Source organism: Paenibacillus sp. JNUCC 35 (assembly GCF_058269095.1).
In genome coordinates, this window is record NZ_CM177771.1 from 2,953,634 (window position 1) to 2,965,961 (window position 12,328).

The 12,328-nt window shown below is 45.3% G+C and carries 13 protein-coding genes; 10 read left to right on the forward strand and 3 right to left on the reverse strand.

Translation table 11 applies throughout. From position 1 onward, the window contains the following. Positions 1–390: 390 nt before the first annotated feature. The 4 genes from AC2TF6_RS13470 to AC2TF6_RS13485 all read left to right on the forward strand — a co-directional run bounded on the left by AC2TF6_RS13470 (position 391) and on the right by AC2TF6_RS13485 (position 4,312). Positions 391–981: a TetR/AcrR family transcriptional regulator gene (locus AC2TF6_RS13470; RefSeq protein WP_491311643.1), complete on the forward strand. Its 591-nt coding sequence runs from the start codon at positions 391–393 to the stop codon at positions 979–981. 24 nt (positions 982–1,005) lie between these two features. After that, complete coding sequence (locus AC2TF6_RS13475) at positions 1,006–2,208, forward strand: MFS transporter (protein ID WP_491311453.1); 1,203 nt, start codon at positions 1,006–1,008, stop codon at positions 2,206–2,208. 531 nt (positions 2,209–2,739) lie between these two features. Next, entirely contained in the window at positions 2,740–3,762 is a 1,023-nt protein-coding gene (locus tag AC2TF6_RS13480) for a hypothetical protein (protein ID WP_491311454.1), read from the forward strand. Between the two features lie 43 nt (positions 3,763–3,805). Next, complete coding sequence (locus AC2TF6_RS13485; RefSeq protein ID WP_491311455.1) at positions 3,806–4,312, forward strand: MarR family winged helix-turn-helix transcriptional regulator; 507 nt, start codon at positions 3,806–3,808, stop codon at positions 4,310–4,312. 270 nt (positions 4,313–4,582) lie between these two features. Here AC2TF6_RS13485 and AC2TF6_RS13490 read toward each other — a convergent pair whose 3' ends face one another. Beyond that, positions 4,583–5,959 (reverse strand): aminotransferase-like domain-containing protein, encoded by a 1,377-nt coding sequence (locus tag AC2TF6_RS13490; RefSeq protein WP_491311456.1) that lies wholly within the window; start codon positions 5,957–5,959, stop codon positions 4,583–4,585. A 195-nt stretch (positions 5,960–6,154) separates the two neighbouring features. Here AC2TF6_RS13490 and AC2TF6_RS13495 point away from each other — a divergent pair, with 195 nt between their 5' ends. From AC2TF6_RS13495 to AC2TF6_RS13505, 3 genes are all read left to right on the forward strand, one after another. Beyond that, a complete protein-coding gene (locus AC2TF6_RS13495; protein ID WP_491311457.1) occupies positions 6,155–7,021 on the forward strand; it encodes a DMT family transporter in 867 nt (288 codons plus the stop codon). A gap of 78 nt (positions 7,022–7,099) precedes the next feature. Then, a complete protein-coding gene (locus tag AC2TF6_RS13500; protein WP_491311458.1) occupies positions 7,100–7,627 on the forward strand; it encodes a GNAT family N-acetyltransferase in 528 nt (175 codons plus the stop codon). 333 nt (positions 7,628–7,960) lie between these two features. Beyond that, entirely contained in the window at positions 7,961–9,133 is a 1,173-nt protein-coding gene (locus AC2TF6_RS13505; protein WP_491311459.1) for an MFS transporter, read from the forward strand. 120 nt (positions 9,134–9,253) lie between these two features. Here the strand turns inward: AC2TF6_RS13505 and AC2TF6_RS13510 are convergent, their stop codons facing one another. Next, positions 9,254–9,805 carry a chorismate pyruvate-lyase family protein gene (locus AC2TF6_RS13510; RefSeq protein ID WP_491311460.1) on the reverse strand — a complete coding sequence of 184 codons (552 nt, stop codon included), beginning with the start codon at positions 9,803–9,805 and terminating at the stop codon, positions 9,254–9,256. Between the two features lie 192 nt (positions 9,806–9,997). On the opposite strand from AC2TF6_RS13510, the gene AC2TF6_RS13515 reads away from it, so the two are divergent. Genes AC2TF6_RS13515 through AC2TF6_RS13525 form a run of 3 tightly spaced genes read left to right on the forward strand, consistent with a single transcriptional unit; the run spans position 9,998 to position 11,578 of the window. Further along, positions 9,998–10,144, forward strand: a complete 147-nt coding sequence (locus AC2TF6_RS13515) for a glycosyltransferase family A protein (protein WP_491311644.1) — start codon at positions 9,998–10,000, stop codon at positions 10,142–10,144. Further along, positions 10,078–10,674 carry a hypothetical protein gene (locus tag AC2TF6_RS13520; protein WP_491311742.1) on the forward strand — a complete coding sequence of 199 codons (597 nt, stop codon included), beginning with the start codon at positions 10,078–10,080 and terminating at the stop codon, positions 10,672–10,674. Before AC2TF6_RS13515 ends, AC2TF6_RS13520 begins: the two co-directional genes overlap by 67 nt. A gap of 40 nt (positions 10,675–10,714) precedes the next feature. Next, positions 10,715–11,578, forward strand: coding sequence for a hypothetical protein (locus AC2TF6_RS13525; RefSeq protein WP_491311461.1), 864 nt, complete (start codon positions 10,715–10,717; stop codon positions 11,576–11,578). Positions 11,579–11,626: 48 nt separating this feature from the next. On the opposite strand, the gene AC2TF6_RS13530 is transcribed toward AC2TF6_RS13525, so the two are convergent. Continuing rightward, complete coding sequence (locus AC2TF6_RS13530; RefSeq protein ID WP_491311462.1) at positions 11,627–12,202, reverse strand: TetR/AcrR family transcriptional regulator; 576 nt, start codon at positions 12,200–12,202, stop codon at positions 11,627–11,629. Between the last annotated feature and the right edge of the window lie 126 nt (positions 12,203–12,328).

The following is a 12,328-nucleotide window of genomic DNA, read 5'->3' on the forward strand; positions in this document are numbered from 1 at the left end:
ATAGTTATAAAGCATTTCTTTGCCAAGAGAAACCGCCCGGAGTAGGATTGGAGCCGGTAGGTAGCGTTCTTCCGGACTTCTTTAACAGAAAAGAGGCGCTCCATGTTCTTGGTCCCGCACAAATAATGATTAAACCTGTCGACACGACAGGTTTTTTTTGTGTAGAAATATTTGCGGCAAAACAAATTGCAACGTCAGCTTTGATATCGCAGAGCTATATTTAGTGAAAAGCCTGAGCCTGCTGTAAACGAGGTGTAGAGCGGTTAGCCAGAGACCAGAATGAACCTAAAGAATGAGTTCTATGTGTCCTTTTTTATCAAAAGCAACTTACATTTGCATGAAAAAATTTTTTTTGATAAAATAACTGACGAACGTTCGTTAATTATCGAGGTGATACTATTGAAAAGTAAAGAAATTAAAGATATTGCTTTAAAATTTTTCACCATTCATGGGTATGAGGGAGCATCTCTATCTCAAATTGCCGAGAATGTCGGGATGAAAAAACAGTCTCTCTATGCTCATTTCAAAGGGAAAGATGATCTGTTTCTACAAGTTTTACAAGATGCCAAAGAGACGGAAATTTCTTCGAAACTAAACTATTTGAGTAAAGTGGATACCCAAAACCCCAAAGCGGATTTATTAGGATATCTGCAATTGGTTATTGATTTGTTTCAACAGAGCGAGCAGTTAAAGTTTTGGCTGCGTATGTCTTTTTTTCCACCTCTCCATCTTGCAACAGCGATTAATGAAGAAGTATTCGATACGGAACAAAAGATTCAAACCGTATTGGAAAACAAATTTCAAGCTTGGATCGATGCCAAAGCCATCACGGAGGATACAGCCTCCATCCCAACTCTTGCCTTCTTAGGTATAGTTGATTCGATCATGCTCGAACTTGCATATGGAAATAATGAAAAACGTTTAAACGAGAAACTAAATGCCTCATGGACCGTATTTTGGAGAGGTATTTCACAGCTATGATGGTACAGAGGGAGGTATTGCTTCATGAAGAAACCATTGAAAGAACAAAAAACAGTCTTACTCATTCTATTAAGTAATATATTCATTGTTTTTCTAGGAATCGGACTTATCATCCCTGTTACGCCATCCTTTATGAATATGATGCATTTATCAGGCCAAACGATGGGTTATCTTATAGCGGCATTTTCGTTCGCACAATTACTCATGTCTCCCCTGGCAGGACGATGGATTGACTGTTATGGCAGAAAAAAAATGATCATAATCGGCTTATTTCTCTTCAGTGTATCCGAGGTGATCTTCGGTTTAGGTACCCATGTATCCGTTCTTTATTTATCCAGAATTCTAGGAGGCATTAGTGGTGCATTTATTATGCCGGCTGTAACTGCCTTTGTTGCAGATATTACCTCAGTAGAGGAAAGGCCAAAAGCGATGGGTTATATTTCTGCCGCCATTAGTATCGGTTTTATTATTGGCCCGGGTATCGGAGGTTTTATTGCTGAGCTGGGTGTGCGTGCCCCATTCTACTTTGCTGCCGGCTTCGCATTAATCACCTGTATTTCATCCCTGTTTATTTTAAAAGAGCCGCTAACCAAACAACAGCTTTTAGAAATCACTCAGCTTAAAAAAGATACAAACTTTGTAATTGATCTCAAACGTTCCCTTCATCCACTATACATGATTGCTTTTATTATTGTGTTTGTGCTGGCCTTTGGTTTATCGGCCTATGAAACTGTATTTAGTCTGTATTCCGATCACAAATTCGGTTTCACTCCAGGAAATATTGCTACCATTATTACCATAAGCTCAATCTTCGGGGTTGTAGTGCAGGTCTTTATGTTTGGTAAAATGGTAGATAAACTCGGTGAAAAGAAACTCATCCAGATATGCTTAATTTCTGGCTTAGTATTAGCGGTAGCATCTACCATGGTCTCTAGCTATTTAGCCATTCTGCTGATAACTTGCTTCATCTTTCTCGCATTTGACTTGCTGCGACCGGCATTAACGACCTATTTATCAAAAACTGCCGAAAAAGAACAAGGATTTATCGCCGGAATGAACTCAACATACACAAGCCTGGGCAATATCTTCGGGCCCGCGTTAGGCGGTATCTTATTTGATGTAAACATCAACTATCCGTACCTCTTTGCTGCTGTCATTATGTTTATTGGTCTTGTCATTACGATGATGTGGAAAGAAAAACATTCAGCTCGCAGCTTGGTAAAATAAGATAAAAACTTCGGTTTCCGTGACAACGGTGAAATTTGTGAAAACGAGTCAATCACCGTATTGCGACTCTGATTTTCTGCTGATCTTGTAGGCTATTTAGTCTATCTTTTGAAAGGATGCCGACACATCGGCTTCTTTTAGATGCAAATGAAGTCGCGGTAATCGCGGCTTTTTGTGTTTTAACGATACAGGATATCGGATTGATTCCAACAAGGACTCCTATAAAATTCCGTGACCATAAATTTTCAACAATACTTTAAAGATACCTTGATTATATTGTGGAAGAGAAGTAGTTAATGAGATTAAAAATTTATATACTAAAATACACGACGGCCAGATAATCAGCGGAACCATTCCCCGTAGTGGTCATGAGTACGGAAACCATCCCTAAACAACATGTTGTCTAAGGATTAAGTAACCTACCCGGTTGACTACCTGCGTTCACACGCATATAATTAGGTTACCTATTTAATTGATTACCTAACATTTAAACCTCCTATTTATGATGAAAACGAAAGGAGTTCGTCCATTATGCGCATGCGTGGAGTGACTTATGACACGGGATTTCTAAGTGAGGGAACCAGCACACACCCCGATTTCGATGCGGCGAGAGTGAACAGGGAGATGGAAATTATACGGCATGATCTGCACTGCACGGCCGTACGTGTAACGGGCGGCGAGCCCGTTCGCCTGGAAATCGCATCACAAGCGGCGGCGGCAGCAGGCCTTGAGGTATGGTTCTCGCCGTTCACAAACGATCTGGACCAAGATGAGTTGCTTGACTTGCTCGCAGACTGTGCAGAACGCGCCGAACGCCTCCGGCTTACGGGGGCGAAGGTGGTCATGGTAACGGGGGCCGAACTCATGCTCTTTACCCGCGGTTTCCTTCCCGGAGAGACTTTGTCGGAGCGCCTCGCGGCATTGTCCGAACAGGCGGTTAGCCGGGCCGCGTTCGCAAAATTACCGGCTCTGCTCAACGGTTTTTTGACACGTGCCGTAGATGTCGTGCGAGCCCGATTCGGGGGTCCCGTTACGTACGCTGCCCTGCCCAGCGAACCTGTGAACTGGGAACCTTTCGACTTCAGCGCTGTCGACGCCTACAACTCTGCCGAGGTTGCTCATCTTTATGCGGATTCAATCAAGAAGCTGGCCGGCTCAAACAAACCTCTGGTGATCTCCGAGTTCGGATGCACAACCTTCAAGGGTGCGATCGATCTGGGGGCACGTGGAATGTTCATCGTAGAGTGGGACGGTGCGCAGGCAGTTGGGCTGAAAGGCAGCTACGAGCGTGACGAGTCCGAACAAAGCCAGTATTTCAACGACAGCGTCGACATTTTCGAAGAAGCCGGAGTCGACACGGCCTTCTGGTGCACCTTTGCCTGCCACAACTTGCCGTACGATGAAGATCCCGATCGTGATTTTGATCGAGCCTCATACGGGGTTGTACGGGTGCTGCCAGAAAGCTGCGGCATGACTTACCCCGACATGCCTTGGGAGCCCAAGGAAGTCTTTCACACTATAGCAGCGCGATATAAAGCCGCAATGAAATCATAGAACAACGTGTCTTTGCATCTCACATGTTATTCATATTAGGGGAGTGAATGGATTGGCGGATGAGCGGAAGCAAACCGCAGAGCAGTTAATGGAATCGTATTTCCAAGCGCAGGTCGGCGGAAATATGATGCAGAATCGCGCGGTACACAATCAAAAGCCGGGCGAAATAATGGTTCTCTATTTCATTAGTATGAATGTCGAAGATGAAAGCCCCGGAATGAAAGTTTCGGAAATCAGCGGAAAACTGAATGTCACTTCGCCAACGGTAACCCAGCATATCAACAGTCTGGAAGGACAGGGACTTGTCGAGCGTCACGCCGATCCCGCCGATCGGCGGGTTGTCAGAATCCGGCTTTCGGATAAAGGCAAAAAGTATATCCAACACATTAATGAAGCCCGCCTCAATATGTTCGTCGGTCTCGTTGAGCATCTAGGGGAGGAGAAAAGCCTGCTCTTTGCCGAGCTGCTGAGAAATGCTTCGGATTATATGCTTAAACAGCAGGAATTTTATATCCGAAGTTTGCTTGCGGATGACAATGACGCAAAATGAGTAAGCAGGAAAAGCCCGGTCATTTGACCGGGTTTTTCTGATGCTTCCGCTGTACAGTGGGCCCTGCACGCATTTACTTCTGCAATTGCACGGACTCCCCGCGCCGCCGGCTCATGAACACTAGAGATAACGAAATTGAAGAACGGGAAGGCAAAAGCGGTTCGAATGTCAACGACCTCAAGAATAGAATGAACAATGGGTCGTAAAAATGATTAAAACCTGTCGATTCGACAGGTTTTTTTGCGCAGTAATATTCCGTGCATATTCTGCTCACAGCCGGAAGAAAGGCTTAGGAGATCTGCTTGTAAACGGGGCACGCTCCAATTCTTCGGAAATGATGCGGATCCCTTCTTCAATATCCTGCTCATCCGTCCGAATAATGCTAAGGCGCAGCAAGTTAGATTTGGGGAAAGAAGGAAGGAAATGCCTGTCGGCCGACAGTATATCCACGCCGCGATTCTCCAAACGGTTGACCACATCTTCCGGATGAATGGAGTCTGGAAGTTGAATGGAAGCGAAAAGCCCTCCGCATGATGGAATGGTAGCTAAGCATTCTTTGGGCAATACTCGCTGTGAAACTTCCTTTAGATGTTTAATGCGATGATTGTACAAGGATTTCATCTGCTTTGCATGATGAGCATACATTCCGGACTTCATATAAATCTCAAGTACACCTTGAGAAAGAACCGAGGTGCTCAGATCCGCCGAATGTTTATGCCACTGGAGGATAGGAATAAACGAATCGGGTACTGCGGCAGCGGCAATCCTTAATCCGGGCAGCATCACTTTGGAAAAACTTCTTAGATAAATGACATGACTGGCCCCATTATAAGCGTGAATCGGATCTGCTTTGCTGTTTGTTTCCAAATCCGCAAGATAATCATCCTCCACAATGTAAACGTCATTGGCTTTGGCGAGTTCAGCCAGCCGCTGTTTGTCCTCCGCTGTATAAGAAGTGCCTAACGGATTATGGAATCGAGGGATCGTATAAAAAAACTTGATATGGTTGCTTTGAAAATGGCGTTCCAAAGCTGCCCAATCAATCCCGTCAGGAGTTCTTTCGATCCCGATTACGGTTTGTCTTTGTGTCTTAAGTGCGGCAAGCATTCCCCAATACGTTGGCTGCTCGACCAGAATGTTCGTTTTTCCGTTTGGGAAAGGCATCCCGGACAGAAGATGAAGAGCTTGCTGAGCGCCTGAAAATATAAAAACCTGCTGTGCCGAAGGGAAAACCTGCTGCTGCTGAAAAAGCTTCACGATCTCCTGGCGAAGAGAAAGCAACCCCTGTGGATCGGGATAAGTGAATATCGACGCCTCAAATAATTCCATCGCTTTGTTCAAGCATTGACGAAAATCCGTTTGCGGAATCGACGCGGGGTCGGGAGCCGCTGACGCAAAATCGATTCGTTTTGTTTGCAGCAGGGGAAGGAGCGCTTCTTGCGCTACGACGAAATAACCGCTCTTCGGACGGGAATAAATAAGATATTGATTTTCGAGTTCCTGATAAACACTAATAATGGTGTTAAGACTACAGCCGAATCTCTGGCTCTGCATACGAATAGAGGGCAGCTTCTGACCCGGTTTAACGAGACCATTGACTATGTCCGCACGGATAATTTGCAGAATGGTTTCTTTTTTATTGGTCATAAAAATTCTCCCAACTTGAATGATTTGGTCCGATATCTGTACCCATACAGACAGATAAATATTCAATATACAGGTTATTTTGTGACTATTATAATACAACTATTCATACAGAAGTGTATTATACGATTATTTTATTACTTTGTCCGCTCAAAGTGTCGGGTGCATTTTTGTAGAGTAAATATTGGGGTGATTGTAATGAACCAAACGACAAGAGGCTGGATCCATGGTTTCGTAGGCGTGCTTATTTTCAGCGGCTCGCTGCCCGCAACACGGCTGGCTGTGACGGATCTTGATCCGTTATTCCTTACCGTAAGCCGCGCCGCAATTGCAGGGTTGTTGGCGGGAGTCCTTCTCCTCATCTTCCGGCAGCAACGGCCTGTCCGAAGCGATATCGTTCCGTTATTGTTAGTAGCACTCTGCGTGGTAGTAGGTTTTCCGCTGCTGACAGCCTTGGCGCTTCAGTACGTCACATCCGCGCATGCCATTATTTACATTGGACTTCTGCCGCTTTCGACGGCGATCTTCGGCGTGCTGCGGGGAGGTGAACGGCCTCAACCAACCTTTTGGATCTTATCGGCTCTAGGCAGCTCCCTTGTAGCTGGATTCGCTCTAACGCAAGGGGCTGCATCTTCGCCGGTCGGTGATACGTTAATGCTGGCTTCTATCATCGTATGCGGTTACGGTTATGCGGAAGGGGGACGGCTTTCACGGAGGCTTGGCGGCTGGCAGGTGATCTCCTGGGCGCTCGTTCTGTCGCTTCCCGTTATGTTACTGCTCTCGTTTTATTACATGCCGGTTTCATGGGCGGGTATAAGTACTTCCGCAATGTTAAGCCTTGCTTATGTGTCCCTGTTCAGTATGCTCATCGGTTTCGTATTCTGGTATCGTGGTCTTGCCCAGGGAGGCATAGCCGCAGTCGGGCAGTTGCAACTTCTCCAGCCTTTCTTCGGCCTGCTGCTTTCGGCTGTCGTTCTGCACGAGTCGATCGGCTGGCCGATCTTTGTCGTAAATATCGGTGTCGTACTATGCGTGGCGGTTGCACGGCGATTCTCATCAAAATAGTTTTCAACGTCAGCTTTTATTCGCAGAGATATTTAATTAATATGAAGTAAAACGCAGAGATGCAATAGGGGGGAGAGTATGGTTTCAATCATTCAGATGAAACTCGAAGATTCGTTTAAAATACGCGATATAGATCGTTCCGAAACGATAGAGCTTATCTATACATGTAAGAATGAAGATCTGGAGGAAGTAAAAACAGGTCATGAATGCCCTAACTGGAAAGAAGACGATTATAACGCTGTCATTTCAAGGTATGAGTATGAGCTAAAAAACGGCGGTACAGCTTTCGGAGCATACGATGGCGATACATTAGTCGGGTTCGGTGTCCTGGCTAATAAGTTTAGAGGCCAAGAGAATGACCGGCTTCAGATAGACCTCATGTATGTTACCCGGGATTACCGGAGACAAGGAATAGGCAGCCGGATAATGGATGAGTTAAGTAAAGCGGCCATTGAAAAAGGCGCGAAGTACTTATACATCTCCTCTACAGAAACAGAATCCGCTGTAAATTTTTACACAAGCTGCGGTTCGGCCGTTACGTCGGAAGTCGATGAGGAGCTATTTGAAAAAGAGCCCTGCGATATTCATATGATTAAACGACTTTAAGAGTTTTCTCCCTAACAAAACCTTGGTCTTTATGTTACTCTGAAAAAGAATTTGTATCGAAAGGGTGACCCTAAGCCAATGATCTACTAATCCTATCCCACAAAAGAAAATATCGTAGACATACGAATTTTCTTTTGTGGGATAGGATTAGTGCGGGCTTTTTTATAGGAACGATAAGACATTGCTTCTTTAAAGGAAGCCGTGTGACTTGTTGTTCGTATGTATGCCTCCTATCCGGAAAAGGATAAGGAGGTTTTTTGTATGGAAAATAATACAGGAACACCCGTGAATGGATGATCTTATAATTTTTTTCGAAAAATCAGGAGGCTCAGCATGTTTAAACTATCTAAAAAAAGAATGGTACTGGCTGTACTAATGATCAATATTTTCATAGTTATGGTGGGGGTTGGCTTAATCACTCCCATCCTGCCGGAACTGATCACTCAATTTGGAGCAAGCGGGCAGTCGATGGGATTATTGGTAGCAGCCTATGGAATTACCCAGTTCTTGTTATCTCCAATAACCGGACAACAGTCTGACCGATACGGGAGGAAAGTGTTCATCGTTGCAGGCGCCGTTATCTTTGCTGCAGCTAAATTTATATTCGCTGTTGGAGATGCGCTGTGGATGTTGTATACATCCAGGTTACTGGAGGGAGTGTCGGCAGCTATGATTGTTCCGCCAATGATGGCATATGTAGCGGACATTACAACAACCGAGGAGCGTGCTAAAGGAAATAGTCTATTAGCCGCAGCCATGTCATTCGGATTTGTTATCGGACCGGGGCTGGGAGGAATTCTCGCAGGGTATGGAACGAGAGTGCCGCTCTATGTAGCGACAGGTGCGGCTCTGGTCGGAGTCATTTTTTCGATGATTTGTTTACCCGAAAGTTTGTCGAGAGAACAAATGAAAGCGGCGCGGGCAGCGGTTACCCGGAAGGAATCGTTGCTTAAACAATATGCGAGATCCGTGAAATCAAAGTACGCCGTCCTCTTTATCCTTGTCCTGGTGATGACTTTTGGACTCGCTAATTATGAATCGGTTCTTGGGTTATATGTAACGCAGCGTTTTCAATTTACCCCCCAAAGTATTGCCGTCATTCTGACGACAGGTGCTGTCATTGGAGTTGCCATGCAAGCGTTAATTGTGGCGAAAGTGATTAAGAAGTTTGGTGAAAATAAGGTCATAAAAGGCTCTCTTCTTGTTACCGCTATTGCCTATGCCGGGCTTGTTTTGGTCAAGGACTTCTGGAGTATCTTCCTTATAACTTCCGGTATTTTCTTTGCAACCGCCATGCTCCGTCCAGCTCTCAATACACGATTATCGAAGATGGCAGGGAACGAACAAGGATATGTGGCCGGAATGAATAATGCCTATATGAGTTTAGGCAATATCATAGGGCCCATTCAGGCCGGATTCTTATTTGATATGAATATGTTCGCTCCCTTCATAGCGGGCTGTTGTATTCTGTTTATTGCTTTTTTGATGACCATAAAATTCAAGTGAAAATGTTCTGCCTTAAAGTCATTCAGAATCCGTTGCTTCAGACCGAACTCACCTTTACTTCAAAAGGTGGTTTTTTCTATATTCCGAAAACCTCCAAAAGCGATTTGTGTGAGTGTGGCATTATTGTTCGCTGGCGGAGGTAATGCGGGAAGCGGAACGGACAATGGCGTCCAAGTCAAAATATTCGATCAGGTAGAACCAGCACGAATCTCCCCCCATGATTTTATATTTTTTCATAAGGTAAGTGGAAGTGGCCAGGGAATAGGGTGCGAATGCTTCCATGCTGCTTCTGTGTTCGATTCCTGTCTCCGTTATTTCCCTTCGTGTCGGATATTCAGCCAGCAGTTTGCCGAGCGGAAATTGCCGGTTATCGAGCTGCCTGGCCAAATCTGCCGGGAGTGTCGGCAGGTTCGCATACACAATATTGAAAGATAACACACGGCCGGGCAATGTTAGGCTCGATAGGCGTCTGATGAACTGTCCGTTGGCCGGAAAAGCTTGCCGGACGTCTTCCGGAACGGATTCCGAAACTGCCCGTTCATGTTCATACACATGAATATTCACTTGATTACGGACGATAATCTCGATCGTTCGCGTTGTCGTTCCGTCCGTTTGCAGCAGAAGATCGGATATGAGGAGCTGATCCTGTTCGTTGTCCGCGTAAATTGTCATAATGCCTCCTTTAATCTCTGTTTCCTACTCTTGATTATATATAAAATGGTTATTTTTTCAATTAATTAGTAGTAAAATATAATTATTAGAAATAATTTCGAAAACATAATTTTTATTTTTCACAAATTTATTGACCCCTGTATGGTTATAAAAGTCGAGCAGATTCGTTCCGTTTTACCTAAGCTCCGGTATATGTACCGGCCCCGCGATGAATATTCCGGAAGGTCCTGCGCCAGAAACACGGGACTCCGGGAAGCTGCCGGAGAATATGTTTGTTTTCTGGATGCGGGGATGCTGGTGCCCAGGGGCATTTCTACGGTGCATTCATTGAAAAAATGAATACGCTGCAGCTCCCCAAGCTTGCGGCCTATTCAGCCGAAGAGCTTGATAAGGTCTCTGCCTGCACAGCATTATCCTCCCATACGCTGCTGATCGGCGCCGATGATCCTGAACTGGTGAGATACCTGGATGTCTCGCGTATCTATGTGCATAACCGGCCTACGCTTGAACTTTTCCGCGCAGAGTTTCCTTCCCGAGTAGTCGAATACTCGCTGGGCTTACGCACTTTCCTGCCGGCAAATACGTTTGAGCTTTGTATCGTGACGGATGTGATCCGAGTGCTTCATCCCGAGTTGCGGGCCAAGCTGCTGAGAGAACTAACCAGAATATCCAGGGAGGTCATTCTTCTTTTGTCAGCAGGAACATGTGCACCGGAAACGGCTCTGTTGACCCCGAATAAGACGGATCAGTCCGCAAAAAAGGAAGCTGCTCACGAGCACACTCAAACTCTAGATTGCGGGCTTTTCATCTTGGAAAAAATATCAGCCCGTGCTATTGTAACTGAAACGAGCAATTGGAGTGGAAACTGAATACTCTCTAAACGAAAAAACTATGAAAGGATTGGATTGTATGACTCCACAAATCATGCGTATACTCAAAAAGCTGTATCGTTCCGACAATTACGACTATGATCGCGGTCGGTCGGTTTCCATTTATTCGGAAAGCACATTGTCAGAAAAAGAACGAGAAATGTTGGAGCAATATGGATGGAGTGCCAACGATATCGTATCTTTTGCTAATCATGATGACATTTTGCAAAAGCTGCTTTCATTGAAAGGAAACCCTGCTCTCAGCCAAAAAAGATGCATAGAAACCTTCATTGCCGGGGTTGGCGGAAGCTATCCTCGAGGGCGTTCCGTTTTATCGGCCTGGCACAAATTAAATACGCTGACTAGGCATAATTACGATGAGCAAGGACACTTTGCGTGCTGCTGGGTTTGTCAGGGAAAAGACGAGCCGAGTTTTGAAAATGACGCTTACTTTCAATACTGTCTCTATATCGGACATGCCTATACATCTCAGCCCCATTACGCATACCTCAATCTGAACCATCTTTTGAACGCGCCTGCTGTACAACCGACCGAGCAAGATGTTCAAACTTTTTCTAAACTAATTGATTTGCTTCGGATTGCCTCCGATGACGAAACGCCTGGCCAATTTGAAAAGCGTTTAATAGCTGCCAAGATTTTAAGCGGTGACAAATACACTAAGCGAGGAATTTTAGATACCCTGGCCATTGTAGGTGTAATTCCGAATCCGTTTTTAACATTGACCCCATACACTTGGACGGATTTTGGAGATATCGCTGCCTGTGAGGACCGATTGAATAATACGAAAGGACGCTCGGATCTGGAGGTGCCTTGGGCAGGATGGCGAGGTTCGTTAAAGCCGAACGAAGAGATCATAACGGAGCTGTTTGGAGATTATTTATAGAATGGACTGTTAGAGGATACACGAGTCCAGCCGTGATCATGGATCCTATCAAGTATGGAAGGCCCTTACCAGTTCTTTGGCAGACTGCTTGCCCGCCGAGAGAAGGCTGCCGCTCAGTTCAGGATCATTCACTGTCCGTGCAAGAACAAGAGAGCCCACCATGGTACTGAACAGTGCGCTGCCTTTGGACGCGTCAATTTCGGCGAGATTGGAGATAAAAGCAATCATCCGCTCCACTTCATGGGTGAATACTTGCCGGACGTCTTCTGAAGAACGGGAGATTTCGGCAGAAAGGGCAGGAATAATGCAGCCCATCTCCGTTTTGTCGCGGTGATACGTACTTAAATAATAATCAATGACCGTATTGATTTTTGGGGTCTGCTTCTCCTGATCGGCGGCTTTCTGCAATAGCGCGATGGTATCGGTTATGGCATATCGGCAGGTTTCGGCAACCAGTTGTTCTTTGTTGTCAAAGTGTGCATAAAACCCTCCATGAGTCAATCCGGCCCCCTTCATAATGAACGGAACGCTTACGTCTTGAATACCCTTGGTGCGAAAAGCCTGGGCAGCACTTTCAACGATCTTATTCCGCACTTTTGTCTTATGGCCTTTGGGATACGGCATTGTAATCACCCCATTGCTTCATCATTCTGTTTTCAAAATATTATAAGCGTCATAATAAAACCTGTCAATTTAGGGGGGCCCGTAATTGTCAGTTCAAGAAAGGCTAATCGCGGCTGTTGACGGCTT

Bases quoted from the DNA above. Each gene is read 5' to 3' on its own strand.
- AC2TF6_RS13475 (WP_491311453.1), top strand. From the start codon at position 1,006: ATGAAGAAACCATTGAAAGAACAAAAAACAGTCTTACTCATTCTATTA.
- AC2TF6_RS13505 (WP_491311459.1), top strand. From the start codon at position 7,961: ATGTTTAAACTATCTAAAAAAAGAATGGTACTGGCTGTACTAATGATC.
- AC2TF6_RS13510 (WP_491311460.1), bottom strand. From the start codon at position 9,805: ATGACAATTTACGCGGACAACGAACAGGATCAGCTCCTCATATCCGAT.
- AC2TF6_RS13515 (WP_491311644.1), top strand. From the start codon at position 9,998: ATGTACCGGCCCCGCGATGAATATTCCGGAAGGTCCTGCGCCAGAAAC.
- AC2TF6_RS13525 (WP_491311461.1), top strand. From the start codon at position 10,715: ATGACTCCACAAATCATGCGTATACTCAAAAAGCTGTATCGTTCCGAC.
- AC2TF6_RS13480 (WP_491311454.1), top strand. From the start codon at position 2,740: ATGCGCATGCGTGGAGTGACTTATGACACGGGATTTCTAAGTGAGGGA.
- AC2TF6_RS13500 (WP_491311458.1), top strand. From the start codon at position 7,100: ATGGTTTCAATCATTCAGATGAAACTCGAAGATTCGTTTAAAATACGC.
- AC2TF6_RS13530 (WP_491311462.1), bottom strand. From the start codon at position 12,202: ATGCCGTATCCCAAAGGCCATAAGACAAAAGTGCGGAATAAGATCGTT.
- AC2TF6_RS13490 (WP_491311456.1), bottom strand. From the start codon at position 5,959: ATGACCAATAAAAAAGAAACCATTCTGCAAATTATCCGTGCGGACATA.
- AC2TF6_RS13495 (WP_491311457.1), top strand. From the start codon at position 6,155: ATGAACCAAACGACAAGAGGCTGGATCCATGGTTTCGTAGGCGTGCTT.